Raw genomic sequence first — 26,497 nt, forward strand, 5'->3', positions numbered from 1 at the left:
AACCACCTCACCAGAGGGTGAGATGGCTGGCAATCTTCTTTTATGAGTAATTTCTTAAATCCTAGAGAAAAAAGCAAAGGCAAAATAGAAACCCCACTTTTCAGAAGTGGGGTTTCTCGACAATCTGCCACCCGTTCTCACGGGTGGTTTTGATTTTTGCCGGTGTTCGTAAACGATAAATAAAATGTATGAAAGACGTGAAAGCTAAGGAAATGAAAGGAACGAAAACATGGAGGGAAGAAGATGACCCAGATTTTTCAAGATGTATTGGGCTTCATGCCAAATTTTTCGGTCATTATCGTTGCCGGTATTGCATTTTTTCTTATTTTAGTCTTCCATAATCTGGCCGAATGGTTTGAGAGAGTGACACGTCTTCCCTGGATGAAGGAAGAAAATCAGCACATACGGGATAAGCTCAAGAAACAAGAGTAGCTCATAAAAAGGAGTTCGTACTATGAGTAGTAATACCAGGCCATATAACATAGTTCCGGTTGAAATTAGCATGACGCTGATTGGGATGATTGTCGGGATTGGAATTTTAACATTGCCGAGAAGCCTGGCTGAGGAAGGCGGGACAATCGTCGCGTTATTGTCGATTTTAATCGGCAGTCTGCTGACGATTCTTTTCATCGTGGTATATACGAAGCTTCAACGCAATTTTCCTGGTGAAACGCTGCTTGAAGCATTTACCAATACAAAGGCCGGCTCCTGGCTGGCCAAATTTTTAGGGATGGCCTTTGCCTGCTACTTCCTGCTGTTACTGGCGTATGAAACAAGAATTCTTTCCATTGTCGTCCGAATATACTTGCTGATTGATACACCGGCCGAGGTCGTCGCAGCTGTCTTTCTTTTGACGACAACGTACGCCGTTACGAAAGGGCTGCAAGGCATCATCCATTTAAATTTGATGTTTGTGCCGATTACGGTTTTCTTTCTGATTGCGATGATGATCGTCGTATTACCGGAATTTGACTATGAACTGTTACTTCCTCTAACGGTAGGAGATAGCCGCTCAATTCTCCAGGGGGTAAAGGAAACAACACTTTCCTTATTGGGTGTCGAGATTATTTTTTTCTTTTTAGCAGCGATGAAAAAGGAAAATTTAAAAGTGGCGCCGATGATCGCCAGTGTTGTGATCATTTTTATTTTATATTTGGGAATTACCATCATCAGCTTCGCTATCTTCAGCGTGGGAACGACAGAAGTACTGACGTTTCCGACCGTGGAACTGGTGAAAGAAATCGAGATTCCCGGAGGGGTGTTTGAACGGGTTGAGGCGTTGATGATTACCATCTGGATGATGAGCATCTTTAACACGATGTCGGTTGCCCATTTCCTCGCGACGAAGATTGTGCGCGAGACGCTGGATATTAAGGAGCACTCACGGGTTTTACCAAGCTGGATTACGCTTGTGACACTGATTATTGCTTTTATTCCGCGCTCCATTTCGGAAGCTTTTCTGTTTGGAGAGATCGTTGGCTTTCTCGGGATTGGTTTAATCATTATTTCGCTCGTTTGTGCGACGTGGATTGTCTTAAAGCGGAAAAAGCAACAAGGAGGAGCGAGATGAAACGCGCTGGCTCAATCATCTTTATTCTATTCATTTTAACAGGCTGCTGGGATAGCCAAGATATTGAAGAACTTGGATTCGTGCTCGGGATAGCCTTTGATCCTGTCAAGGAAGAGGAAAAGCACGAAGCCTTTGTAGAAGAGGAACTCGGCGAGACGATTGGCGATAGCGATGTGGATGAACGTTTTTTTCGCAAAACGTATCAAATTGCTGTCCCGCAGGATTCGCAAAACGGAGAAGACATTCAATCTCACTTTAATTCAACATCAATTGGCTTAACGAATTTCAAAGTGGCGCGTAATTTGGCGACAAGGAGCAGCCGGGCTTTAAACAGCGAGCATTTAAAGGTGCTGATTATTAACGAAGAGCTTGTCAGAAACGGAATGCTCGAACATCTCGCCGATTTTTATTTACGTGACCATGAAATGAGACGAAGAGTACTTGTTTTAATATCGAGAGGAGAGGCTAGGTCAAGTTTCGATGTCAGAGTACCGTTGGAGAAAATGCCTGCTCTTTATATACGCGAGGTGCTGGAAAATTATGAAGTGGCTTTGCAAATGCCAAAGTATGTCGAGATGGGTGATGTAACGAGCTTCATCATTAATCAGCACAGCTATATCATTCCACGGATTGTCAGTGGTAAGACTGATATTAAAGTAGCGGGAGCCGCCGTGTTTGATGGGCAGGAAAATAAAATGGTTGGTTGGCTCGGCGAAGCAGACATAGAAGGATATAACTGGGTCGTTGGAGATGCCGAAAATGGTGTGCTCGAGGTGGATTACGAGGATAAGGGAGTCTTTGTTTATGAATCGTTTTCGGCCCGTGCATCAACACACTATGAACGGAAAGGCGATCAAAATATTTTTACAGTCGACGTAAAAACGGAAGGCGCCTTCGCTGAAAAGTGGATCGAAGGAATAGATGTGGCCGATATTGAGACGAATATAAAGCTGCAGCGCGCAGTGGAAGAGAAAATCAGGACCGAAATGGAACAAATCGTCGAGAAAATGCAGAATGAATTCGGTCTCGATATCTTTCAGTTTGGCTTGAAAATAAGGCAGAAAGAACCGAAATATTGGGAGGGAATTAAAGATAGGTGGGACGGGGAGGACGGCTTGTTTAAGGAGGCTGTCGTTAACTCGAATGTTAACGTTAAAGTGCGGAATTATATGACGGAGGAAAAATTAAAATAAGGAGGGTATCATTTGTTTAATAAAGTATACAAACGGCTGCGGGCAAGGCAAACGGAGACCGGAAATCAACCGACGCTTCCATTAAAGCTGTCGTCTGAGCTTAGTGAACTCTCCAAAACAATCGAGGAACTGTTTGAAGGAAGCGATGATTTTATTGTCCGCCCTCTTTTAATCGGTAAAAAGAAAAAAGCCGTTTTGTATTACATGGAAGGGTTAGTGAACTCAAAAAAAGTGGAGCAGGTCAGCCGGACTTTAATGGCAATGGAGGAAGAGGAACTGCTGGAGCTTGAGGAAAAAGAAACAGATTTTCTAACGCTTTTGCAGGAGCAGTATTTGGCATTGGAAGGCAGCCATGCCTTTCAAAGTTTTGATGAAGCAATACCTAAGCTGCTAGCCGGTGAAAGTCTACTGATCATTGATGGTCAGCCGTATTTAATCATTATTGACAGCCAGCAAGTGGAAGGGCGCGCAGTGGAGGAGCCGCAAAGTGAGGTGGTCATTCGCGGTCCCCGCGACGGATTTACGGAAAATATTCAAACGAATATTGTGTTGATCCGCCAAAGAGTTCGTGATGTAAGCTTCAAAGTACAAACAACATCGCTAGGTCTCCGCTCCAAGCGCAAGGTCGCGATCCTTTATTTGAAAGATCTTGTTACGCAGAACGTCATCGATGAAGTGACGTACCGGATCTCTTGTATTGAAACGGATGATATCGCGGAAACAGGGGTGCTGGAGCAGTTCATTGAAGATAATGTCCTTTCTCCGTTTCCGCAAATATCCCATACCGAAAGGCCGGACAAAACAGCGGCGCATCTCCTTAATGGCCAGGTTGTTATTTTAGTCGATGGCACCCCCTTTTCTCTTGTTGCGCCGATCACATTTCATCAGCTGTTTAAGTCACCGGAGGACTACTATGACCGCTGGCTGATCGGCAGTTTGATTCGTATTCTGCGCTATGTCGCCGCGTTTTTTACTGTTTTCTTACCTTCAATTTATATTGCGATTGTCTCGTTTCATCAGGGGATGGTGCCAACGACCTTGGCGCTCTCCATAGCCGGATCGAGGGAAGGGGTCCCCTTTCCGATCTTTGCCGAGGCGATGCTGATGGAAGCTACGTTTGAACTGCTGCGGGAAGCCGGAAACCGACTGCCGCGGCCGATTGGTCAAACGGTTGGGATTGTTGGCGGGATTATTATTGGAGATGCCGCTGTCCGCGCCGGAATTTTTAGTCCGATTATGGTCATTGTCGTCGCCTTAACCGCGATTTCGTCCTTTACGTTTCCATCCTACAATGTCGCGATCACCTTCCGGATTTTACGGTTTGCCGTGATGTTTGCCGCTGCGCTGTTCGGCTTGTATGGCATTGTCATCAGCTATATTTTGATCAATATCCACCTCGTTGGCTTAAGGAGCTTCGGGAGCTATTATTTGTCGCCTTACGCGCCATTTAACTCGAAAGACTGGCTTGATTTGGTAATCCGGGCCCCAGTTTCACTTCTTAAAATGAGAACGAAGGAACCGAAAACGAAGGAACCGAAAACGAAGGAAAGACAAACGCAGCCGTAAGAGCAGCAAGTCGTTACGAAAAAAAGAACCATTTTTTTCTCTTATTTAGTTCCCGATTTGTTTATGGTAGAATAAGCAGAAGTATAGGGGAATGACGAGATTAAAAAGTGAGAGGGTTCGTATGCTAGTACCTTATAAATCAGCGAATCGGAAAATTGCGATGGGGTTGCTTTCGTTTATGCGAAAGGAAAAGGACGTCAAAAGGCTGCTGAAGACAATGGAACAGTATGAAAACGATCCTGACTGGAAGCTCTACCTATGGAAAGAAGACGATTATATCGGTGTGATTGGTGTGTCGATCGAAGGAAGCGAGGCGAAGATCCGCCACATTTGCGTCAACCCTTCCTTTCGCGAAGAGGGAATAGGCACAAAGATGCTCGCGTCCTTAAAGCAAATGCTGCCGTGTGAAGTAAAGCCGACAAAGTATACGAAAACATTTGTTGCCGCTTGTGAGGAAAAGGAAGCAGAAGCCCGCAAAAGCTGAACAGTTGTCGGCTTCTGCCATCCGCTTCTATCGACGCCAACGTTTGCACGCTGTTTGCAGGGCCGCCTCAAAAAAGACTAATCATGTAAGGAAGCTGCTGAAAAAGGACGATTTTCAGCAGCTTTTTTAGTTTTGTTGCAAGTAAGGCCATTACTTTTCGGCGAGTTACGAAAAAGGAAGTTTATCAGCGGCCTCGTTCTAGTCTGATCACCCACTGGCGCTCCCGTTCAGCAATGACCTCTTTACGGTCGCGAAGAAGATGCTTATGGATAATATACTCATCTGTTGCCGGCTCCTCTGTACTCCAGTTGAGACCGAGCTCCCCGCAGCGCTGATCGCACGCTTTACGCAAATCCGGAGAGAGCGAAAGCGTAAGATCCTGAAAAAAGGGCGGGGTCTGACTAAGAAACTGAAGCTGTTTATGAATCTGATGCTGGAGCTCATTCGGATCAAGTCCCAGCTGTTGAAACCGGTCAGGCCGGGCGGCGATTTTGGCCGCGGCTTTCTGGTACATCCGCTCAGCTCCGGCCAGGTTGCTGCGGCGATGGTGGTAGAGGCCGACGGCGAGCTGGATCAGGGCAACCCAGTAGTGATGCCGCTTCTCGCGCGGCTGTTCTTTCCAGTACTCCTCAAGCAGTTCGTGGCACTCAAAATAATCGCGCCTGACGTGGAATTCAATTAAGTAATCAAGATACGGTGTCGGATACATCATCAAAAACTCCCCATTTTCTAGTCTCTTTTATTGTTCCAGTTTATCATAGTTCATGAGACGAAGGCATGTTCCCCGCTACTGAGAAGTATGTTATAATCTGCTCTAGCACATAAACTAGAAGCCTATGGTGGTCAAATGAATCCATATAGTGTAAAACTCGAAACATTCGAAGGTCCGCTCGATCTTCTTCTTCATCTTATTAATCAGGCAGAAGTGGATATTTATGATATTCCGGTTGCCGCCATTACCGATCAATATTTAGAGTATATTCATGCGATGCAAGAATTAGAGCTTGACGTCGCCAGCGAATATCTTGTGATGGCGGCAACCTTGTTGATGATCAAGAGCAAAATGCTCCTGCCAAAGCATGAAGAGGAACTGTTTGAGGATGAATGGGAGGGCGAGGAAGAAGATCCGCGGGAAGAGCTGATGTTTCGTTTAATTGAATACCGCAAATATAAAGAGGTTGCGGCGGAGCTGAAAGAAAAAGAACAACACCGTTCTCTCATCCATACGAAGCCGCCGGAAGATCTTGATCCCTTTATTTCAGATGAAGAAAAGCGCGAGATCGCGATTAAAGGAGTCACGCTTTTCGATATGCTGAGCGCCTATCAAAAGCTAATGAAGCGTAAGCAGTTGCAGGCGCCGCGAACCTCAACGGTAACAAGCCGGGAGTATTCGATTGAGGAGCGCATTCAGGAAGTGATGGAAAGCCTCAGCCGCTTTCATGGTCAATGCCGTTTTGATCAATTATTCACAAGAGCGGAACGTCCACATATTGTCGTCACGTTTTTGGCGATCCTTGAGCTAATGAAAACAAAATCAATCAGATGCGAGCAAAGCGACAATTTTCAGGACATCATGATCTACAGCATGGAAGGGGGCGAACAGGGATGAAGCTGGAGGACATACAATCAATTATGGAAGGTCTTCTCTTTGTGATCGGCGATGAGGGATTATCGATTGAACAGCTTGCTGATATTATCGAGCTGGAGCCGGAAACCGTGAAAGAGGCCCTTTTCGCTTTGCAAATGAAGTATGAGGAGCAGAAGCGCGGCTTGCAAATTATCGAGGTCGCCGGGGGCTACCGCTTTACAACGAAACCGGAGCATGCCGGATACATAAAAAAGCTGGCGGCTTCCCCGCTTCATTCAGGCCTTTCACAGGCCGCACTTGAGACGTTGGCGATTATTGCCTACCGTCAGCCGTTAACGCGAATGGAAATTGAGGATGTGCGCGGAGTCAAATCGGAAAAGGCGATTCAAACGCTCTCCTCGAAGCTGCTCATTAAAGAAGTTGGACGGGCCCCGGGAGCCGGACGCCCGATTTTATACGGCACGACAGCTTTTTTCCTCGATCACTTTGGCTTAAACGGATTGGAGGACCTGCCGCCGCTGCCTGAGGATGTGGAAGAGCAGGAAATTGCCGAGGAAGCCGATCTTTTCTTTAAAAAATTCGAGGAAGAACTGGAAGCGGGCGAATAACTTTTCTCTTTTCATAAAAGACAAACAATAACCCATGACCCGTGTCATATAATAAAGAATCTTTGACATACGGGGAGTGATCGGTGTGAGTACCTCAGAGGATATTTATCAGTGGGCATTAGACATGAAATCGCTGTGGAATCGCCACGGAAGCACAATTGAAGCGCAGGTCCCCTACCAGACGATTAAGCCATTTATGAGCTCGTTGCTGGAACTTTTGCATCAGTGTGAGAATCCGGAGGAGTATCGGTACGGGCAAAGCCCGGAGCTAGAAGAGCTGGCTGAGCAAGTGTTTGTTAATTGGAATCAGCTTGTTGTTTTCCGCCAGGATGGTGGAGAGGAGATCAGTCACTCGCCCGTACCGGTGGGTGGTCATACGCTCCCTCCGCTCCCTTATGCCTACAATGCGCTTGAGCCTTATATTGCTGAAGAAATTATGAGACTGCATCATGATAAGCACCACCAGAGCTATGTCGACGGTTTAAATAAAGCCGAGCGTGAAATGCAAAAGGCGCGCAGGCGCAATGATTACGAGCTGATAAAGCACTGGGAGCGTGAAGCCGCTTTTCATGGCGCTGGGCATTACCTGCACACCATTTTTTGGGAGATTATGAGCCCGGACGGCGGTGGTGAACCGGGAGGAGAATTGGCGGCGCAAATCAGGCAGGACTTTGGCAGCTTCAGAAAGATGAAGGAGCATTTTTCCGCCGCAGCGAATGAAGTCGAGGGCGGGGGCTGGGCCTTTCTTGTTTGGTCTCCACGCGCTCACCGGCTCGAGATCCTCCAGGCGGAAAAACACCAGAATTTGAGCCAGCAGGACATGATTCCGCTGCTCGTCCTTGATGTGTGGGAGCATGCTTACTATCTTCAGTACAAAAATGAACGTCAGCCTTATATCGAAAATTGGTGGAACGTCGTAAACTGGCCGGCCGTCGAAGCGCGCTACCGGAAAGCGCAGGAACTAAGATGGGAACCTTTTTAAAAAAACGGGCATGGAAGCGAGCAAGACTGCAATCGCTTCCATGCCCGTTTTTCTGTTAAAGAGACCTACTAAAAGGAAAAGGCAGCCGCTCCGTTCTGCCCAAATGGATCAGGAAGAACCCCGCTTCCTGATCCATTTAAAACCCATGTGCAGACTCCGCACGCTGCTTCAAGGATGTTGGCCAAGCTCCGCTCGCTACGCGCGCAGAGAGGAAAAACCCGTTCCTCTCTGCGCTTTAAAAGAATGGTAGCGGCTCCGCAATTGGCTTCAAAGAACCACCAAAAGGAAAACATCTTTTGGTGGTCGTCAATAAGTTTGGATTTCGAAGCCGTCTCCTTCGAGCCATTCGGCGAAGAGGACGGATGATGGGCCTGGGATTCCCCGCTGTTGCAGCTCCTGGATGAGCCATTCTGGTTCTTTTTTAAGTACTGTCAGGCTTTCCTCGACAATTTCCCCGTCTAAGATCAGGAAAATCGGCAGGTGAACTGATTTTGCCGGTATTCCTAAATCTTCGTTTACCGGCGTATCGAATTTCTTTTTTCGCATCACATTGACAGAGCCGTTCGTTTCGAGGATGCCAAATTGTACTTCGCGAACGGAAAAAACCCCTTTTTCCCGTAGAAGATGATGGAGCTGGTTTAAATCAAGCTTGTTTTTTTTCAGTTCGTTATATTGAATTTTTCCATTGCTGATGATCAGGGAGGGACTGCCTTCCAAAATACTTCGTGACGCCCGGAACTTTTGCGTCAGCATCTCGATGAAATAAATTAATGCCCCCCATACCGCAATCGCATAAAGGACATACTGGAGTCCGATATCTTTATCATAGATCGCATTACCGACAAGCTCTCCAAGCACTAAGGCCGAGATAAAATCAAATGGCGTTAACTGGGTGATTTGATTCTTGCCAAGGATTTTCGTCATAATGAGCAAGGCAAAAAATCCGACGAATAGCTCTGCCGTTAAGGAGAGAAAATTGGTGTTCACACTATATGGCTCCTTTTGTGAAGTTGGTTTACTTAGAATAGTGTGCACAGGTTAACGGATTTTATGTAGCCTTCTCCAGTTGAATAAGCCACTTGTCAAACTGTTTTACCAGCTCCTTTGAGGCGAGATGAAGCCGGCCAAGCTCCGTATCAGCGAGCTCAGCTTTGCCGCGAAAGACTGTTTTGACCGCTCCGTTCTGATCAAGCCAGTGGGCTTCAAGGTAATGCCTGTAGGCTGACCAGTACCGCTGGATGACGAGGGCAGCCTCGGCGGAAAACAGCTCAGCGAGGTTGGCTTCAGACAAGCCGTGACTTGTCGGCGTATCACTGATTAAATGGGCGTGAATATCAAACTGCTGTTTCGCGACAGCTTCCCGTAAGCGGTAGCAGAGCAGAAGGAGGTGGGCGCGCCGTTCTTCTTTCAGGGCAGTTTCGGCATCTGTTGCCGCCGTGCGCTCCGCTTCCTTCAGGCTGTCTGTCAGCGTGAGAATGGCTGCTTTTAGTTTTTTTTGCTGAACATAAATCAGCAGGCTGATCACAGTCAGCAAGAGAGTACAAAAAAGCAGGATGCTGTAAGCGAGGGTCATCGGTTTTTCCTCCGTGCTTGTTTTTTCTTAAGTGTACCACAAAGGCAATTTACAAAAATTGTATCTCATAAATTGATCCAATATTTCAATCCTAAAGAGGAAGGTAATCATCTTCAACTGAGTGAACGAAGGGGGGAAAGAAAATGACAGTTGCAGCTAAAATGAAACAAACTGTGGCCGGGTTGAAAAGTGCGCAAGCCAGTTTGGAAACCTTCGCGCTGGAAACAGAAAATCAGCAGGCGAAGCAGCTCTTCCAGCAGATGGCTACGCAAACGCAATCGATTGTTGATGGGCTTGAACCTCGTCTGCAGGAGATTGAACAAGAGGAGCCTCAATACAAGCAATAACGTCATAGCGAGTGGTTGTCTGCGCCTGGATACAGAAACCGGGCGCAGCTCGACTCCCGCTGGCGGGCCAGCGTATGGAGGCTGATCTTACATATAGAACAAAAGGAGAGATGTGTATGAAGCATGTCCGAAATGGACTCGTTCTCTGTCTGTTGCTTGCCGGCTGCCAGTCTGTCGCCAATCCCCCTGATATTCAGCCTCTTTCCTTGGAAGACCAGGCTGTGATTGAGCAGCAGCAGGCCGATGAGGCTAAGCGAATTCTTTTGTCGATGGAAGAAATCGTCGAAGTAAAAGGGGTAAACGATGGAGAAGATAATATTTATCTTGCCCCGGAAGTAAAGCATTTCGACCGCTTTCGGCTAAAGGAAATACGAAAGCAGAGTCATGATAGAGTGAAGAAGCGCTATCCAGAAGCAAATGTCCATGTTTCCACCGACAAAAAAATCTTTTTGGAGCTTGGCAGACTGGAGCAGGAATTAAAGGAGAAAAAGATAAGCGAAAAGCGGCTTACAGACGAGCTGACAAAACTGGAAGATAAGATGAAGGGGTAGGAAAGGAGGAAAACGATGTCTTCAAGTAAAAAGAAAAATGTCACACCGGCTCAGGATTCTTATCAACAGCTCGCGCAAAAGCATGAGATCAAACGTCCTGTTGTGAAAAACTGCATCCGGGCTTTCTTCGTAGGCGGGTTGATTTGCTTGTTTGGCCAGGGGCTTCAAGTGATGTATTATACGTTTTTCGATTTTACCGAGCGGACGGCCGGTAACCCGACAGTGGCAACGTTAATTTTTATCGCTGTCCTGCTGACCGGGTTCGGTGTATATGATCGCTTTGCTCAATTTTCAGGTGCCGGCACGGCCGTCCCTGTCACCGGCTTTGCCAATTCGATCGCGTCGGCGGCAATTGAGCACCGGACGGAAGGGTATGTGCTTGGCGTCGGCGGCAATATGTTTAAGCTAGCCGGTTCAGTCATCGTTTATGGAACGGTGGCGGCTTTTATTATCGGTCTGATCAAAACAATTCTCACCCAATGGGGAGGACTGTAAGATGCTGACAGGACATCAAACATGGCAATTTGAGCAGAAGCCGGTCATCACCTCGACGGGAACGGTTGGCGGACCATTTGAAGCGAACGGTCAGCTGGCACAGGATTTCGATTTGCTGCATGACGACTTGTGGCTCGGCCAGGATTCGTACGAAAAAGCGCAAAAGGTTTTGCTCGAAGAAGCGATTACGCGCTCGCTTGAAAAAGCGCAGCTGCAAAAAGGCGATATTCAATTTATGTTTGCCGGTGATTTAATCAATCAGATCACTCCATCCAGCTTTGCCGGCCGCACGCTCGCGATTCCGTATTTCGGTTTATTTGGTGCTTGCTCCACCTCGATGGAAGGGCTGGCGTTAGCAAGTTTCATCGTCAATGGCGGGGGAGCACATCGTATCGTGGCGGCTGCTTCGAGCCATAATGCGGCGACGGAAAAGCAGTTCCGTTATCCAACAGAGTATGGCGGTCAAAAGCCGCCGACCGCACAATGGACGGTAACAGCGGCGGGGGCGGCCGTTGTGGCAGCGCAAGGGAGTGGCCCGCAGATTACGTCGGCGACAATCGGCAAGGTGGTCGATATGGGCTTGTCGGACCCGTTTAATATGGGGGGAGCGATGGCCCCGGCCGCGGTCGATACGATTATTGCTCATTTTCGTGATCGCGCTCTGCCCGCTGATTATTATGATCTTGTCGCGACCGGTGATCTCGGCCGGATCGGGCGCTCAATCGCGATGGAAATGCTGGAGCAGAAAGGACTTCCGTTAAAGAGCGAGGTCTTTCAGGATTGCGGGCTGATGATTTATAGGGACGGCCAGCCAGTGCAGGCCGGGGCAAGTGGCGCGGGCTGTTCTGCCGCCGTCACCTACGGTCATTTACTGAACCGGATGAAGCGCGGAGAGATTAAACGCATGTTGATCGTGGCGACAGGAGCGCTGCTGTCTCCGCTTTCCTATCAACAGCAGGAAACGATTCCCTGCATTGCCCATGCGGTATCAATTGAGGCTGGAGGTGAGCAGGAATGATATTCGTGACAGCATTTATTGTCGGGGGGCTCATCTGCGTCGTTGGTCAAATTCTGATGGATGTCATGAAGCTGACTCCGGCCCATACGATGAGCACGCTTGTCGTCGCCGGCGCTTTGCTTGACGGCTTCGGTTTGTACGAACCGTTGATTGACTTTGCCGGAGCGGGAGCGACCGTGCCGATTACGAGCTTCGGTAACTCGCTCGTTCACGGGGCGATGGCCGAAGCGGAGCAGACGGGGTTGATCGGAATCATTACCGGTATTTTTGAAGTGACAAGTGCCGGGATCTCGGCGGCGATTATCTTCGGCTTTTTGGCGTCGCTCGTCTTTAAATCGAAAGGATAGGAGGGAAAAAGATGACGGTCGGAAGCCAGCTTCACGGCACGCTAGCTTCATTGCGTTCCATCGAAGCGACATTATCGACATTGGCGCAAAAAACAAATGAACAAGAGGCGAGAGAAGCGTTTCATCAAGGAGCGTTAAAAACAAGAACCGTGATTCATGAGCTAGCGAAGCGAGTGCATCAGGTGGAAAACGAAGAACCGCAATATCAGCAAACATAAGAAAGGAGGAGTACGATGCCTGGATGGATTGAAGTCGCACTGCGAAGTATTATTGGCCTGATTCTGCTCGTTGCCGTATCACGCCTGTTCGTCCGTAAGCCGCTTGGCGAAGCCTCTGCATTGGAGTTCGGGCTGGTGGCAACGTTTGCGCTTGTGCTCGCACTTGGGTCAGTCCAGCTTGCCATCCCACCGGCATTCCTTTTGATCGCCCTGCTCATCTGGGTGGGTGGAGCGTTGCTCATTGGCTTGCTCAGTATGAAAAGCAAAGCGTTTCGTTCGATCATCTATGGGAAAGGGATTCCGTTAATGAAAGATGGAAAAATCCTTGAGGACAATATGAAGAAGCAGCATATTTCCGCGGACGAACTGTTAAGAAAGCTACGCAGCAAGCAGGTCTTTCAAGTTGCTGATGTGGAATTTGCCGTCCTGGAAGGCAACGGTGAATTAAATGTATTAGTCAAGAAAGACAAACAGCCGTTGACGGCGAAGGAGATCGATAGGCAGGTCGCTCCGATCAAAGAGCCGGAAACGGTCATAATCGACGGGAAAATTTTAGATGAGCCATTAGCGACACGGGGGTTTAGCCGTGAATGGCTCGAACTGGAGCTGGCGAAAATGAATGCGATCGTCGAAAACGTCTTTCTGGCGCAAATTGACGAATACGGCCAAGTGACGATTGACTTATTTGATGATGTCATTCAAGTCCCGAAGCCGAGCGAGCTGCCATTGCTTGAGGCCGGATTGAAAAAAGTTCAGGCCGATCTTTCCTTATATGCGCTCGATACTGATAACAGTCAGGCGAAACAACTCTATTCCTGGTGTGCGCAGCAGATGGACGAAGTACATCAACGTGTTTCTCCCTTTGTAAAATAATTAATGCTGGATACGTTCGATTCGTTCATCGCGCTCTGTATAGGCAAGATGCAGCTCTTTCGCCTGGTTCATGGTGCAAAGAAAAACAGACTCAAGACGCAAGACTCCTTTCTGTTGCAGCTTTTGCCGCAGTTCCTCCACGGTGATCCGGAGATCCTCGAGTACCTCCTTCTGGATACGGCCTTCCATGATTACGGGATAGGAGATCCTCTCATTTGTCGGTTGCAGCCCGAGATCAGCCACCGTCGGGAGTGCTTGTTCAACGCGCGGCTTGACACTGAGCCGCCCATTTCCTTCCACAATCGCAATCTCGACATCTTCGATCGCGAAGATGTTTTTTTCTCTGAGCATTTGCAAAATATAATCAATCGAATAACTAATCGATTTAATGTTTTCGATTATTAGTTTCCCATCTTTGACAACGACGGTCGGTTCAAAGGTGATCCACTTTCCGAAAGTCCTTTTTTTAATGACAAGCCGGGCAACCGCTTTTTGCAACAGTCCAATAGCGACAATCGCGAAGGCCGTGTGGATATGACTGACGCTCGGATCAGCGATATCGGCTCCGGTAACGGAAGCTAGCGTAATAATAATCAAAAAATCAAAAATAGGAACCTCGCCGATTGAACGCTTCCCCATCAAAAGCGTAGTCGCTAAAAGTAAAGGAAGAATGGTCACAATTCTTCCGAAGATGAGAGCTAATTCTGCCAGCAGCGTCATTCATCATCAGCCTCCTTGACAATCATTTCGCGTACGGTCTTTAAATGGTTATTCTTTCCCAATCTGATAAATTTACACCTCATTGTCATAACACAGTTTGTCTCGCATAGACTTGGCTAATAAAGGAGTTGTCTAATAGAGAGATCGGCTTACCTGCCAGCAAGAAAAAGAAAGCAGTGGCGGTCGTCCGGCAAGGGAAATCACGCTTGGACGACCTTGGCAAACAGAAATGTTTATCTGAAGTCAAATGCTGTGATACTGATAGATAGGACGGGGATGGGAATGGTGAAAAAATGGCTGCTGGTCGTGTTATCAAGTATGATCATCATCACAGCGAGTCCGAGTAACGGATCGGCTGAGACGAGGAATTTCTCGGTGTCCGCCGAAGCGGCAATTTTAATGGAATCGGAATCGGGCCGGGTGCTATATGCCAAAAATGAGCATAATCCGATGCGCATCGCCAGTATTACGAAGATCATGACCGCTTTATTGGCGATCGAATCTGGAAAAATGGATGAAATGGTCAAGGTTTCGACCCGGGCGGAGGGAACGGAGGGATCTTCGATTTATTTACAGGCGGGGGAGGAGATTAAGCTCGAGGATCTCGTCTACGGCTTGATGCTGCGCAGCGGCAATGACGCCGCCGTGGCGATTGCCGAGCATGTCGCCGGCAGTCTCGAAGGTTTTGTGTTTTTAATGAACGAGAAGGCAAGTCAGTTGGGGATGACAAATACGAGCTTTCAAAATCCGCACGGACTTGATGATCATGAAGATCACTATTCCACTGCTTATGATATGGCGATTTTAACGCAGTACGCGATGGAAAACGAGCTGTATCGGACGATTTCGGGAACGAAATCGTACCGTTCTGAGGGCGAAACGACACGGGTCTGGCGCAACAAAAACCGGCTGCTGACAGAGCTGTATTCCTTGTCGACCGGTGGAAAGACAGGGTTTACGAAGCGGGCACGACGGACGCTCGTTTCGACGGCTGAAAAGGATGAGATGGACCTAATCGCGGTCACGCTTGACGCGCCGAGTGATTGGCATGATCACATGAATATGTTTAATTGGGCCTTCACCACATATACGATTCAAACGTTAGTCGAGGAAGGCATTCAAAAGAAAATTAAGGATGAATTTTATAAAGATCGGCTGCTCGCGCCCTATGAATTTTCCTATCCACTGTCTGAGGAAGAAGAGGAAGAGGTAAAAAAGGAGATCGTCGTTTATCGCCCGCCGGCAAAGGAGCGTCAGGATCAGTTCGTTCCGCCGCAGCCTGTCGGAAAAGTGGAATTGACGCTTGGGGAGGAACGTATCGGGCAGGTGCCACTTTACTATGATGCCCCGCCTGATGAAGAGAAGGAAGGGTTCTTGCGCCGCTTTTTCGAGCTGTTCTCGCTCATCATTGGGGTGAGATCGAGTGATTAACAAAATATGGGTAGCGATGCTCGTCATCGGGATTGGGTTTGCAGCGATAAACGGCAGAATGTCCGAAGTGAATGAGGCGATTTTTGCTGGTGCGAAGGATGCGGTGACGATTTGCTTAGGACTGATCAGCATTCTCGTCTTTTGGCTCGGATTAATGAAGATTGCCCAGGTCGCCGGTTTGCTTCGCGCTCTCAGCCGGATGATGAGTCCGATTGTCAGTCGGCTTTTTCCAGAGGTGCCACGTGACCACCCGGCAATGGGCTATATTCTATCGAATATGACAGCGAACTTATTCGGGCTCGGCAATGCCGCGACACCGATGGGAATTAAAGCGATGGAGCAGCTCAAGCTGTTAAATCAGAACCGGACGGAAGCGAGTCGCTCGATGATCACCTTATTGGCGATTAATACAGCAAGCATTACGCTCATTCCGACGACGGTCATTTCAATTCGCATGAGCTACGGCTCAGTTTCGCCGACGGAAATCGTCGGAACGACCTTACTGGCGACAACATGCTCAACGCTTGGAGCGATTTTGATTGATCGTTATTTTTACCATCGACGTATGAGGAGGCGGGCAAAATGAGCGCATCAATCACCACGGTCTCCATCTGGTTCATCCCTGTGCTAATTGCTTTTATATTGATGTATGCGACCTATAAGCAGGTGCCGACATACGAAACCTTTGTTGAAGGGGCGAAAGAAGGCTTCGATTTAGCGATTTCGATCATTCCTTATCTTGTCGGGATGCTAGTCGCGATTTCCGTCTTTCGTGCCTCGGGGGCGATGGAGGCGTTAATTGAAGCGGTCAAGCCTTTTCTCCAGGCAGTCGGTGTTCCGCCGGAAATTGTCCCATTGGCGATGATCCGGCCGATCTCGGGTACCGGTGCTTTGGGAATGACGACTGATTTGATCGCCACCTATGGCCCTGACTCCTTTATTGGCCGCCTCGCGTCAACGATGCAGGGAAGCACTGATACGACTCTTTATGTGCTGACCGTTTATTTCGGTGCGGTTGGGATTAAAAAGATGGGGGACGCGCTGAAGGTTGGTTTGCTGGCCGATATTGTCGGCATTATTGCGTCGATCCTGATCGTCTCCTATGTATTTGCATACTAGAGGCTGGATCAAGGTTGTTTTTGACCGTTGTTCCGGCCTTTACGCAATGAGCGAAGCTATGGCATCTTCTTTTTTAAAGCAGAGAGCAATGGGTCTGAGAGTATAAAAATTTTTAGGATGATCCGAGTCGTGGACAAACGGTGCACCAGCCATTTGTCCACGGCTCCTGTTCTTCGCTTGAGAATTCATGTTCGGAAGAGTATGATGGAACATGAGGTGAAAAAGAAATGGAACGGTTACAGAAGATCATTGCTCAGGCCGGCATTGCATCACGCCGCAAAGCAGAACAACTGATTATGGAAGGAAAAGTAAAGGTAAATGGAGAGGTCGTGCGTGAGCTTGGTGTGAAAGCATCAGCGAATAAAGATCAAATTGAAGTCGAAGGCATCCCGATCGACCGGGAGGAGCCTGTTTATTTTTTGTTATATAAGCCAAGCGGGGTAATTTCAAGCGTAAAGGATGAGAAAGGAAGGAAAGTCGTAACTGATTTTCTGGAAGTCGAGCAACGGGTTTTTCCGGTAGGCCGCCTCGATTATGATACGTCCGGTCTTTTGCTTTTAACGAATGATGGGGAGTTTGCCAATTACCTTATGCATCCGAAATTTAAAATTGATAAGGTTTATGTCGCGAAAGTAAAGGGAATTCCAACGCGAGAGGCGCTGAAACGGCTTCAGCAGGGTGTGCGGCTCGATGACGGGAAAACGGCGCCGGCCAAGGTCAAGCTGATGTCGATTGATAAAAAGAAGCAGACAGCGATTGTCCGGATCACGATTCATGAAGGGCGTAACCGCCAAGTTCGGCGAATGTTTGAGGCGATCGGGCATCCGGTGATGAAGCTGAAGCGCGAGGAGTACGGCTTTCTTAATCTGCGCGGGATGAACCCTGGTGACGTGAGACCGCTGAAGCCGATTGAGGTCAAGCATCTTCGTGAACTAGCTGTCACGAAACCGTCATAAAGCAAAATCCATTGTGAACATTTTCAACGTTATAATGGAATTAATCTAATCTGCATATCGCCGCATAAACCTGCTTGTTTTCCAAGCGGGAAGCGGTTGAAGAGAATAGAGGCTGTAAGGAGGTTTGTAGATTGAAACGAAGAAGACTTGTCATGCGTACAAGCATTCTGGCTATTATTGCTATCGCTCTTGCTTATACGTTTTATTCGAATTTCTTTGCCGATCGCAGTGTCGCCAAAGCGGGCGAGGGTTCAGTTAATTTTGTGCTTACCGATTTGAACGGGGAACGGATTGAACTTGAGGATTGGAAAGGGAAAGGCGTGTTTTTGAACTTTTGGGGTACATACTGTCCTCCATGTGTCAAGGAAATGCCAGTGATGGAGGAGCTGTATGACGAGTATCGCGCTCAGGGCGTCGAGATTCTTGCTGTCAACGCCGCTGAACCGGAATTAACAGTGCAGCGCTTCGTTGACCGTTATTCACTTACATTTCCGATCGCGATTGACAAAGGCCGTAATGTGATTGATGCGTATGGGATTTCTCCATTGCCGACAACGGTATTGATTGATGAGCATGGCACAATCGTTCATGTCCATCAGGGGGGAATGACGGAAGAAATGGTCAGAGATTTCATGGAGAGAATTAAACCGGCAACATAATTGAGGTGTCTAAAGTGAACAAAATAAAATGTGAATGTGGGCATGACAACCCTCATGGCACGCTCGTTTGTGAGTCCTGTGGCAAGCCGCTGCAGGAGAGCGAGGATCAAAAGAGCCTGCTGAATATGCGCTATGAAGGGGTGGCCCGCCGCTCACAAACGTACACGACAACATTTATTGATAAGATATGGATGTTTTTTTCGTCTGTTAAGGTAGGGATCTGGATTATCGTGCTGCTGCTCGTTGCTTCCGCTTTTGGGACGATCTATCCGCAGGAAATGTACATTCCACCTACGGTCAATCCCGCCGAGCATTATGCGGAGGAATACGGCATTACCGGGCAGCTTTATTATCAGCTCGGGTTTCACAATTTATACGGTTCTTGGTGGTATATGCTGCTGTTGGCGGCACTTGGGATTTCAATTTTGATTGCCAGCCTTGACCGCTTTGTTCCGCTTTATCGGGCGCTGAAAACCCAGCGTGTGACAAGGCATCAAAGCTTTATGAAGCGCCAGCGCATTTTTGGCACATCAAAGGTCGAGGACCCGGACGCGGCTTTTGCTCAAGTGAAAGAAAAGCTGAAGAAGAAGAAATACCGCGTTTCCGAGGAAAACGGCAATCTGGTGGCGGAGAAGAACCGCTTTGCCCGCTGGGGTCCATACGTCAATCATATCGGTCTTATTATTTTTCTTATTGGCTGTATGCTCCGCTTTTTTCCAGGGATGTATATTGACGATAGCATGTGGATTCGCGAAGGGGATACAGTCGTTGTACCGGGAACGGATGGACGTTACCATGTAAAAAATGAACAGTTTCTGATCGAGCTTTATGACGAAGATGATGAGATGTACGCCGAGGCGATTCAACGTTCAGGCGGACCTGTAGTCAAAACATATCAAACGGACGCGATCCTGTATAAGCAAGAGGATACGGGTGTTGTGGGCGAAGGGGAGCTTGTCCAGGTGGACGAGCATTATATCCGCGTAAACGAACCGTTGACCTTTGATGATTTTTCATTGTATCAAGTCAGCTACCGGCTCAATGAATTAAGTATGATGAGCTTTACCCTTGAGAACAAGGAAACAGGGGAAACATTCGGGCGGATGGATATTAACCTGCTCGATCCGGAGGCTGAGTACGATCTTGGTGACGGCTATCGCGTCGTAGTCGGTCAATATTTCCCGGATTTTCATCTTGATGGTAATAATGAGCCGGCGACGCAATCAAGTGTGCCAAACAATCCGGTTTTTATTTTTACGATGTACACACCTGACACACCTGAAGGAGAAACAAGTCTCGTCGGTATTAGACAGAATCTGGAGCCACTTGGCGAAAACCAGTATAAAATGACATTTGTCGATGTCGAAACGACCCATGTAACAGGTCTGACTGTACGAAAGGACAAAACATTGCCATTTTTAATTGTCGGTGGCGCGATTTTCATGTTTGGACTCGTTCAGGGTTCCTATTGGGCGCACCGCCGGATCTGGTTACAACGGATCAATGGTGAAATCTGGCTTGCGGGTCATACGAATAAAAACTATTTAGGATTGCGGAAGGACATCGATCTTGTAATTGAGGACAGCGGGATCACAACACCGGTGGATCAGCTGGAAGAAGCGGAAAAATCATCACAGAACAATAAACAATAAGGAATGAAAAAAGGAAGGGTGAGAGAGCTTTCCACACTTCCTTTTAGGAGGGTTTCAAATGGCAGAGTTGAGTGGGAATTTACTGCAAATTGCCTTTTTCTTATATTTAGGCGCCACGATTACATTTTCTGTTTCCGTTACCGGACGAAAATGGCGCAATCGTCAAGGTGAGATGAATGGAAACAAATGGGGGATCATCGGCTATATCTTCGCCATTCTTGGATCCCTGTTTTCGCTGGGTTATTTTTTTACCCGCTGGTCGGTAGCCGGGCACGCGCCGGTCAGTAATATGTACGAATATATGACATTCTTTGGAATTGCGATCGGAATCGCCTTTGTGATCTTGTTTGCGATTTACCGTTCCAATTATCTAGGGATGTTTACGATGCCGATTGTCATGCTGATTATTGCCTACGCATCGATGTTCCCGGGAGAAATTTCTCCGTTAATTCCGGCCCTGCAAAGTAATTGGCTGACGATTCATGTTATTACCGTCGCATTAGGACAGGGGATTCTCACAATCGGGATGGCCGCGGGGCTCATTTATTTGATTCGCTCGATTGATTTTACGAAAACAAGTAAGCAGACGGTCGCGATGGAGATTACACTTTATGCGATGCTCAGCTTAGTCGGCTATATTTTGATCGGGACGATCTTTAATGTGGCCGGTTATGAAGCTTCATTCAGCTACATTAATGAAAATGCTGAAGAAGCGACGATGGTCTACCCGATGCCGGCATTGATCGGTCCGAATGAAGGAACGCTGATGACGGATGACGCTTTGTCACCGTTGGTTAACGCCCCGGCAATTATTCGAGCAAATGATTTGAATACCGTTATTTGGTCAATGCTAACCGGCTTGCTGCTATACGTGCTGCTTCGATTGATTTTCCGTAAAAAGGTGGGGGCGATTTTACAGCCGCTACTGAAGCGCGTCAGCTTGCAGACGGTTGATGAGATTAGTTACCGGGCGATTGCGATCGGGTTTCCGGTCTTCACGCTCGGAGGACTCGTGTTTGCGATGATATGGGCGCAATATGCATGGACGAGATTCTGGGGCTGGGACCCTAAAGAAGTATGGGCATTAATTACGTTCTTATTCTATGCGGCTTATTTGCATTTACGGTTGTCAAAAGGCTGGCATGGAGAGCGTTCGGCTTGGTTATGTGTAATCGGCTTCGGGCTGATTATGTTCAATCTCGTCTTTGTCAACCTTGTCATTGCCGGTTTACACTCATATGCCTGATAAATGAAGGAATGAAGGTGAAAAGGGGATGTCTTAAGAAGGGTGTATTTCCCTTTTTTGAGACATCCCCTAAGCAGCTTTGCTTTTTTCGTCGGTGGGACAATGGTACACTACTGTTACATACAGCGAGGAGGAAAAGGTGAATGGAAAAAGAAGCACGGATTTTAGTTGTCGATGATGAAGATCGCATTAGACGGTTATTGAAAATGTATTTGGAAAGAGAAAACTATGAAATCGAAGAAGCTGAAAATGGTGAACAGGCGTTAGAGATGGCGTTACATGAAGAATATGACCTGATTTTGCTCGATATTATGATGCCGGGCAAGGACGGGATCGAAGTTTGTCAGGAGCTGCGGAAATCAAAAGCGACGCCGGTCATGATGCTGACGGCAAAGGGTGAGGAAACAAATCGCGTGCAAGGGTTTGAAGTAGGGACAGACGACTATATTGTCAAGCCATTTAGCCCGCGTGAGGTTGTGCTGCGGGTCAAGGCGTTACTCCGCCGTTCTTCGTCGACAAAGTTTTTGCAAACGGATACGCAGACGAAGGATGTCCTTGTGTTTCAACATTTGACGATTGACAATGATGCGCATCGTGTGACGGTTTCTGGTGAAGAAATCAATTTAACGCCGAAGGAGTATGAGCTGCTTCATTATCTTGCCCAATCACCGGATAAAGTGTTTTCACGAGAGCAGCTGTTAAAGGACGTCTGGAATTATGATTTCTTTGGCGATTTACGAACCGTTGATACGCATATTAAGCGATTGCGGGAGAAGCTTAATAAAATCTCGCCTGAAGCCGCAGCGCTTATTTCAACCGTCTGGGGCATCGGTTATAAATTTGAGGCTGTGAAGGAGTAATGCTCTGGCGCAGTGTAGTTGGAAAGCTGTGGCTGACCATTTTGCTGCTCGTTTCGGTCGTCCTAGCGATTCTTATGGTTCTTTTGCTGCAATCATTTGAGCAGTTTAATGTGAATGAAGCTGAATCTCAGCTCGTCAACCATGCGAATATGATCGCTTCCATGTATGAAGGCTATGAGTCAAAGGAAGATGCGCTTTATAATATTTCGCAATATGGGGATGCTTTTCAATCCGACATCATTATCTTTGTCGAAGGGGAAAAGCTGTGGAGCAGCGATGAATTACAGCGGGAGGCGCTTGCAAGCCTGTTTCATGATCAAGCGCTGGCGCAAGTGTTTTCCGGAGAGAAAGTCGTCACGACAGAAGGCGATTTTCCTTTTTTGAGCGAAGAGGAAGACAGCCATTCAGAAATCATGATTGTCGGTGTCCCGCTTCAGCCAGCGGAGCTGGAAGACAGTGCGGTTTTTCTCTATCAGTCGCTGTCGGCGATTGAAGAGACATCCAATGAAACGAAGCAGATCATTTATTTTTCCGCAGGAATTGCCATTATACTTACGACAATCTTCGCTTTCTTTTTGTCATCACGGATTACCGCGCCGCTGCGGAAAATGAGGCAGGTCGCACTTGAAGTCGCCGAAGGCAAGTTTAAAACAAAGGTCCCGATCTTGACTCATGATGAAATCGGCCAGCTGGCGATCGCCTTCAACCGGATGGGGCGTGAATTGAACAATAATATTCACGCATTGAATCAGGAAAAAGAACAGCTTTCGCGCATTTTGGTCAGCATGGCGGACGGTGTTATCACCTTAAATAAAAAAGGCGATGTCGTGCTGACAAATCCACCGGCCGACCGTTTTATCCAGTCGTGGTACTATGAACAGGGAATGGTACATGAACAGGATAAGGCGCTGCCTGAAGCGCTGCAATCATTATTCCAGCGCGTCGTCGCACTGGAGAAGGAACAGTTTATTGAGTATGAGATGCAAGGACGGAGCTGGACGATCTTAATGACGCCGCTTTATGATGATCATGATATTCGCGGGGCGGTCGCCGTCTTTCGCGATATGACGGAGGAGCGCCGTCATGATAAGCTACGCAAGGATTTTATTGCCAATGTCTCTCATGAGCTGCGAACGCCAATTTCGATGCTGCAAGGGTACAGTGAAGCGATCATAGACGATATCGCCGGTTCCGATGAGGAAAAGAAAGAAATCGCGAAAATTATTTATGAGGAATCGCTGCGGATGGGCCGTCTTGTCAATGAGCTGCTTGATTTGGCAAGGATGGAAGCAGGGCATGTCGAGCTGAAGGTGGAGCCGACCGAGGTGCGACCGTTTGCCGAACGGATTGTCCGTAAGTTTCAGGGACTGGCGCGTGAGCAGGATGTCGTGCTGGAGTTGGAAACGTCAGATGTTACGACGATTATGTGCGACCCTGACCGGATTGAACAGGTGCTGACAAACTTGCTCCATAATGCGATCCGTCACACCGAGAAAGGTGGTCACGTCAGCTTGATTGTCCGTCAGTTTGCAGAAGGATTAAAGGTCGATGTCCAGGATAATGGTTCAGGGATTCCGGAGGCCGATCTTCCTTACGTGTTTGAACGGTTTTACAAGGCGGATAAAGCAAGAACGAGAGGCCGGAGCGGCACAGGACTTGGTCTGGCAATCGCCAAAAATATTATCGAGGCCCATCAAGGGCAAATTTCGGTTCACAGCAAGGTGAATGAAGGAACGACATTCTCGTTCTTTATTCCATCGAAGGTTCAGGATGAATAAAGGGAAGAAGCAAGTGTTTGAGAGTCCAATCACAGTGGGTGCGGCAAAAGGGTTATTTTTCCTTTTGCCGCACCCTTCTTAGTTTAGGCGACTCTTATGAAAGCAGGCTTTCATAAGTAATAAGCCAGCGCTTTTCCTTTTAAACTTTGATAAAATTCAAAGTACCAGCTTCCAACATATGAAATTGGTACTCACTTTACCGTAGAACTGTACGAATTGTCAATCTTTAATTTAGCGGCCGTTTGAAAAGAGAATCGAAAAAAACTGCGAGGCTGTCCATTTTCATGTATAATGGAATTACTTATCTGAAATTACATAGCAAACGTAAAGGTCGTCCAGGTCCGCCTGGATGATAATAGGGAAGTTGGTGAAAGTCCAACACGGTCCCGCCACTGTAAGTGCTAGATTTCTTTAAATGCCCACTGTCTAAAAACTGTAGATGGGAAGGGAAAGAAATTGTCATGCATAAGTCAGGAGACCTGCCTTTACGAATGTGTGAAACCTTCGAGGAAAAGGGGAAGCAATAATGACCTGGCTTATTACGAAAAAAAGCCTTGTCGCGTTATTGACAGTCCCGGCACTCCTCTTTCAGAGGGGTGTTTTTCTATGATAAGGGAAGAGAGAAAAGGAGTGGAAGAGTGTGAAGAGAACAAAATGGATCGCCGTCACGATCTTAATGCTGTTGTGGGTTGTTATCCTAACGGGGTGTGGCGGAGAACCTGGGGAACAGCCGACAGAGCCGGCTGAAACAGAAACGGAACAAACTGCAGAAGGGGGAGAGGAAAGCGAATCCGGCTATCCTAAAACAATTGTAGATGCGTTAGAAAATGAAGTGACGCTCGATCAACAGCCGGAGCGCGTCGTTTCCCTTGTGCCAAGCATTACGGAAACGATTTTTGCCTTAGGCAAAGGCGAAACGGTCGTCGGACGGACAGAGTGGGACAATTACCCGGAGGAAGTGCTGGAGATTGAGAGCGTCGGGGATATGAATTTTGACGTGGAAAAAGTGATCGCCCTTGGGCCTGATCTTGTGCTTTCCCACGCTTCGAGCGGGCATAGCTCCGAGGAAGGACTGAATCAGCTTCGCAATGCCGGTATTCCAGTTGTCGTCGTTCATGACGCGGCTTCGATTGACATGGTTTATGAAGCGATCAGGATGATCGGCGAAGCGGTTGACGCCGAGGAAGAAGCCGAAACGGTAATTGCCGATATGCAGGACAAGTTTGCCGAGGTCGAAGAAAAAGCGAGTACAATCGCCGAAGAAGAGCGGCGCAAAGTCTGGGTCGAAGTATCGCCCGCGCCTGATCTGTACACGACAGGTAAGGGAACCTTTCTTGATGAGATGCTAACAATCGTTAATGCGATCAATGCCGCCGGGGAAGAAGAAGGCTGGATTCCATATACGGAAGAAGAAGCGGTTGCCTTTCAGCCTGATGTTATTGTCACAACGTACGGCTATTATGTCGACAATGCCGCGGAGCAAATTAAAGAGCGCCCGGCCTGGCAGGATGTCCCTGCGGTTGTTAACGAGCGCATTTATGATTTAGTTTCAGATGAGGTGACACGTTCAGGTCCGCGTCTGGCAGAAGGAGTCGAGGGTCTTGCGAAAGCAGTTTATCCAGAGGTATTTGGCGAATAATCTTGTTATAGCTTATGCTTCTGTCCTGCTCTTTTGTATCGGGGCACTTATTGTCAGCATCAGTTGGGGAAGCGTTCGGCTTCCCTTTCTGACTGTTGTCCATATCATTTTGCAGGAAGTCTTTTCTGTGCCGGTGAACCAGACGCTTGATCCGATGTTTATCAATATCGTGATGGAAATCCGTTTTCCGCGTGCTTTGCTGGCGATGCTCGTCGGCGCAAGTCTCGCCCTCGCCGGAGCGGCCTTTCAAGGCTTTTTGAAAAATCCGCTTGCTGATCCTTATACGCTAGGAGTGTCGTCAGGAGCGGCAGTCGGCGCCGTCGCCGTGCTGTTCTTTTCGTTCTCGCTTCCCCTAATCGGTCGTTTTACGCTCCCGTTGGTCAGCGTGCTGGCCGGCTTTGCGACGCTGTTTCTCGTCATATTGTTTGCGCGGCTTGTCCAGCGTTCGATGGCGACGGAAACGATTATTTTGGCCGGAATTATTTTTAGTTCGTTTTTAGGTGCGTTTATTTCGTTAATGATCGCTTTAACCGGCGAGGAGCTGCGTCATATTATCAGCTGGCTGATGGGAAGCGTGGCGATGAGAGGCTGGAGCTATATTTGGCTGATGCTGCCATTTTTTCTGACCGGCTTTTTGTTGCTGTTTTTCTGTCGCAAGGAATTGAATGCGCTCGCCTTCGGAGAGGAAACGGCGCGGCAGCTCGGTGTGAATATTGCCGTCAGAAGAGTGATCATACTCCTTGGGGCGACGACGCTGACGGGTGGAGCAGTCGCTGTTTCTGGCACGATCGGCTTTGTCGGGTTAGTGATCCCCCATTTGACACGCTTGCTTTGGGGACCTGATCATCGCCACTTATTGCCACTGTCAATGTTTGTCGGCGCGGGCTTTCTCGCGCTGACCGATCTGGTCGCGCGGACGATTATCGCGCCAACGGAACTGCCGATCGGTGTCATTACCGCGATTGTCGGCGCCCCGGTATTTGCTGCTATTTTGCTGAGACAGCGCAGATTACAAGCGTGAATA

Annotated in this window: 30 protein-coding genes and 1 riboswitch; of the genes, 26 read left to right on the forward strand and 4 right to left on the reverse strand. The window is 48.0% G+C overall.

Annotated elements, in window-relative coordinates; translation table 11 throughout:
* The first annotated feature begins 243 nt into the window (after positions 1 to 243).
* The 5 genes from M3212_RS19430 (at position 244) to M3212_RS19450 (ending at position 4,813) form a co-directional block, all read left to right on the forward strand.
* The gene (locus M3212_RS19430; protein WP_251195614.1) at positions 244 to 432 is read left to right on the forward strand and encodes a hypothetical protein; all 189 of its coding nucleotides are present in this window, start codon (positions 244 to 246) and stop codon (positions 430 to 432) included.
* A 22-nt stretch (positions 433 to 454) separates the two neighbouring features.
* Positions 455 to 1,570 carry a GerAB/ArcD/ProY family transporter gene (locus M3212_RS19435; RefSeq protein ID WP_251195615.1) on the forward strand — a complete coding sequence of 372 codons (1,116 nt, stop codon included), beginning with the start codon at positions 455 to 457 and terminating at the stop codon, positions 1,568 to 1,570.
* A complete protein-coding gene (locus M3212_RS19440; RefSeq protein WP_251195616.1) occupies positions 1,567 to 2,763 on the forward strand; it encodes a Ger(x)C family spore germination protein in 1,197 nt (398 codons plus the stop codon). Before M3212_RS19435 ends, M3212_RS19440 begins: the two co-directional genes overlap by 4 nt.
* A gap of 12 nt (positions 2,764 to 2,775) precedes the next feature.
* On the forward strand, positions 2,776 to 4,329 hold the full coding sequence (locus tag M3212_RS19445; RefSeq protein WP_251195617.1) for a spore germination protein: 1,554 nt from the start codon (positions 2,776 to 2,778) through the stop codon (positions 4,327 to 4,329).
* A gap of 121 nt (positions 4,330 to 4,450) precedes the next feature.
* The gene (locus M3212_RS19450; protein WP_251195618.1) at positions 4,451 to 4,813 is read left to right on the forward strand and encodes a GNAT family N-acetyltransferase; all 363 of its coding nucleotides are present in this window, start codon (positions 4,451 to 4,453) and stop codon (positions 4,811 to 4,813) included.
* Between the two features lie 184 nt (positions 4,814 to 4,997).
* Here the strand turns inward: M3212_RS19450 and M3212_RS19455 are convergent, their stop codons facing one another.
* Positions 4,998 to 5,525 (reverse strand): DUF309 domain-containing protein, encoded by a 528-nt coding sequence (locus M3212_RS19455; RefSeq protein ID WP_251195619.1) that lies wholly within the window; start codon positions 5,523 to 5,525, stop codon positions 4,998 to 5,000.
* 135 nt (positions 5,526 to 5,660) lie between these two features.
* Here M3212_RS19455 and M3212_RS19460 point away from each other — a divergent pair, with 135 nt between their 5' ends.
* The 3 genes from M3212_RS19460 (at position 5,661) to M3212_RS19470 (ending at position 7,991) form a co-directional block, all read left to right on the forward strand.
* Positions 5,661 to 6,422, forward strand: coding sequence for a segregation/condensation protein A (locus M3212_RS19460; protein ID WP_251195620.1), 762 nt, complete (start codon positions 5,661 to 5,663; stop codon positions 6,420 to 6,422).
* A complete protein-coding gene (gene scpB / locus M3212_RS19465; protein WP_251195621.1) occupies positions 6,419 to 7,009 on the forward strand; it encodes an SMC-Scp complex subunit ScpB in 591 nt (196 codons plus the stop codon). Before M3212_RS19460 ends, scpB begins: the two co-directional genes overlap by 4 nt.
* Positions 7,010 to 7,094: 85 nt before the next feature.
* Positions 7,095 to 7,991 (forward strand): superoxide dismutase, encoded by an 897-nt coding sequence (locus tag M3212_RS19470; RefSeq protein WP_251195622.1) that lies wholly within the window; start codon positions 7,095 to 7,097, stop codon positions 7,989 to 7,991.
* A 306-nt stretch (positions 7,992 to 8,297) separates the two neighbouring features.
* Here the strand turns inward: M3212_RS19470 and M3212_RS19475 are convergent, their stop codons facing one another.
* Together M3212_RS19475 and M3212_RS19480 are read right to left on the reverse strand one after the other, a co-directional pair.
* Positions 8,298 to 8,978: a DUF421 domain-containing protein gene (locus M3212_RS19475; RefSeq protein WP_251195623.1), complete on the reverse strand. Its 681-nt coding sequence runs from the start codon at positions 8,976 to 8,978 to the stop codon at positions 8,298 to 8,300.
* Positions 8,979 to 9,039: 61 nt separating this feature from the next.
* The gene (locus M3212_RS19480; RefSeq protein WP_251195624.1) at positions 9,040 to 9,564 is read right to left on the reverse strand and encodes a hypothetical protein; all 525 of its coding nucleotides are present in this window, start codon (positions 9,562 to 9,564) and stop codon (positions 9,040 to 9,042) included.
* Between the two features lie 143 nt (positions 9,565 to 9,707).
* On the opposite strand from M3212_RS19480, the gene M3212_RS19485 reads away from it, so the two are divergent.
* From M3212_RS19485 to M3212_RS19515, 7 genes are all read left to right on the forward strand, one after another.
* Positions 9,708 to 9,911 carry a DUF1657 domain-containing protein gene (locus M3212_RS19485; RefSeq protein ID WP_251195625.1) on the forward strand — a complete coding sequence of 68 codons (204 nt, stop codon included), beginning with the start codon at positions 9,708 to 9,710 and terminating at the stop codon, positions 9,909 to 9,911.
* 116 nt (positions 9,912 to 10,027) lie between these two features.
* Entirely contained in the window at positions 10,028 to 10,462 is a 435-nt protein-coding gene (locus M3212_RS19490) for a hypothetical protein (protein ID WP_251195626.1), read from the forward strand.
* A 15-nt stretch (positions 10,463 to 10,477) separates the two neighbouring features.
* Positions 10,478 to 10,957 (forward strand): stage V sporulation protein AC, encoded by a 480-nt coding sequence (gene spoVAC, locus M3212_RS19495; protein WP_251195627.1) that lies wholly within the window; start codon positions 10,478 to 10,480, stop codon positions 10,955 to 10,957.
* Between the two features lies 1 nt (position 10,958).
* Positions 10,959 to 11,975, forward strand: coding sequence for a stage V sporulation protein AD (spoVAD, locus tag M3212_RS19500; protein WP_251195628.1), 1,017 nt, complete (start codon positions 10,959 to 10,961; stop codon positions 11,973 to 11,975).
* Positions 11,972 to 12,322 carry a stage V sporulation protein AE gene (gene spoVAE, locus M3212_RS19505; protein WP_251195629.1) on the forward strand — a complete coding sequence of 117 codons (351 nt, stop codon included), beginning with the start codon at positions 11,972 to 11,974 and terminating at the stop codon, positions 12,320 to 12,322. Before spoVAD ends, spoVAE begins: the two co-directional genes overlap by 4 nt.
* A gap of 11 nt (positions 12,323 to 12,333) precedes the next feature.
* Complete coding sequence (locus M3212_RS19510) at positions 12,334 to 12,540, forward strand: DUF1657 domain-containing protein (RefSeq protein WP_251195630.1); 207 nt, start codon at positions 12,334 to 12,336, stop codon at positions 12,538 to 12,540.
* A 15-nt stretch (positions 12,541 to 12,555) separates the two neighbouring features.
* Positions 12,556 to 13,413, forward strand: coding sequence for a DUF421 domain-containing protein (locus M3212_RS19515; RefSeq protein ID WP_251195631.1), 858 nt, complete (start codon positions 12,556 to 12,558; stop codon positions 13,411 to 13,413).
* Here M3212_RS19515 and M3212_RS19520 read toward each other — a convergent pair whose 3' ends face one another.
* On the reverse strand, positions 13,414 to 14,133 hold the full coding sequence (locus M3212_RS19520; RefSeq protein ID WP_251195632.1) for a YetF domain-containing protein: 720 nt from the start codon (positions 14,131 to 14,133) through the stop codon (positions 13,414 to 13,416). It lies immediately after the preceding gene.
* A gap of 282 nt (positions 14,134 to 14,415) precedes the next feature.
* On the opposite strand from M3212_RS19520, the gene M3212_RS19525 reads away from it, so the two are divergent.
* The 11 genes from M3212_RS19525 (at position 14,416) to M3212_RS19575 (ending at position 26,494) form a co-directional block, all read left to right on the forward strand.
* Positions 14,416 to 15,564 carry a D-alanyl-D-alanine carboxypeptidase family protein gene (locus M3212_RS19525; RefSeq protein ID WP_285874789.1) on the forward strand — a complete coding sequence of 383 codons (1,149 nt, stop codon included), beginning with the start codon at positions 14,416 to 14,418 and terminating at the stop codon, positions 15,562 to 15,564.
* Complete coding sequence (locus M3212_RS19530) at positions 15,557 to 16,150, forward strand: nucleoside recognition domain-containing protein (RefSeq protein ID WP_251195633.1); 594 nt, start codon at positions 15,557 to 15,559, stop codon at positions 16,148 to 16,150. The genes M3212_RS19525 and M3212_RS19530 overlap by 8 nt, the downstream gene beginning before the upstream one ends.
* The gene (locus M3212_RS19535) at positions 16,147 to 16,683 is read left to right on the forward strand and encodes a spore maturation protein (protein WP_251195634.1); all 537 of its coding nucleotides are present in this window, start codon (positions 16,147 to 16,149) and stop codon (positions 16,681 to 16,683) included. The genes M3212_RS19530 and M3212_RS19535 overlap by 4 nt, the downstream gene beginning before the upstream one ends.
* Before the next feature lie 227 nt (positions 16,684 to 16,910).
* Entirely contained in the window at positions 16,911 to 17,639 is a 729-nt protein-coding gene (locus M3212_RS19540; RefSeq protein ID WP_251195635.1) for a pseudouridine synthase, read from the forward strand.
* A 131-nt stretch (positions 17,640 to 17,770) separates the two neighbouring features.
* Positions 17,771 to 18,298 (forward strand): thiol-disulfide oxidoreductase ResA, encoded by a 528-nt coding sequence (gene resA, locus M3212_RS19545; RefSeq protein WP_251195636.1) that lies wholly within the window; start codon positions 17,771 to 17,773, stop codon positions 18,296 to 18,298.
* Positions 18,299 to 18,312: 14 nt separating this feature from the next.
* Positions 18,313 to 19,950 carry a cytochrome c biogenesis protein ResB gene (locus M3212_RS19550; RefSeq protein WP_251195637.1) on the forward strand — a complete coding sequence of 546 codons (1,638 nt, stop codon included), beginning with the start codon at positions 18,313 to 18,315 and terminating at the stop codon, positions 19,948 to 19,950.
* 58 nt (positions 19,951 to 20,008) lie between these two features.
* Positions 20,009 to 21,196: a c-type cytochrome biogenesis protein CcsB gene (gene ccsB / locus M3212_RS19555; RefSeq protein WP_251195638.1), complete on the forward strand. Its 1,188-nt coding sequence runs from the start codon at positions 20,009 to 20,011 to the stop codon at positions 21,194 to 21,196.
* A gap of 143 nt (positions 21,197 to 21,339) precedes the next feature.
* A complete protein-coding gene (locus M3212_RS19560) occupies positions 21,340 to 22,056 on the forward strand; it encodes a response regulator transcription factor (RefSeq protein WP_251195639.1) in 717 nt (238 codons plus the stop codon).
* Positions 22,056 to 23,834, forward strand: a complete 1,779-nt coding sequence (locus M3212_RS19565) for an ATP-binding protein (RefSeq protein ID WP_251195640.1) — start codon at positions 22,056 to 22,058, stop codon at positions 23,832 to 23,834. The genes M3212_RS19560 and M3212_RS19565 overlap by 1 nt, the downstream gene beginning before the upstream one ends.
* Before the next feature lie 311 nt (positions 23,835 to 24,145).
* A riboswitch (cobalamin riboswitch) is annotated at positions 24,146 to 24,335 on the forward strand.
* Between the two features lie 139 nt (positions 24,336 to 24,474).
* Entirely contained in the window at positions 24,475 to 25,473 is a 999-nt protein-coding gene (locus tag M3212_RS19570) for a helical backbone metal receptor (protein WP_251195641.1), read from the forward strand.
* Positions 25,436 to 26,494: a FecCD family ABC transporter permease gene (locus tag M3212_RS19575; RefSeq protein ID WP_251195642.1), complete on the forward strand. Its 1,059-nt coding sequence runs from the start codon at positions 25,436 to 25,438 to the stop codon at positions 26,492 to 26,494. Before M3212_RS19570 ends, M3212_RS19575 begins: the two co-directional genes overlap by 38 nt.
* Positions 26,495 to 26,497: the final 3 nt, after the last annotated feature.

Source organism: Halalkalibacter oceani (genome assembly GCF_023715705.1).
Lineage (GTDB): Bacteria > Bacillota > Bacilli > Bacillales > Bacillaceae_D > Halalkalibacter > Halalkalibacter oceani_A.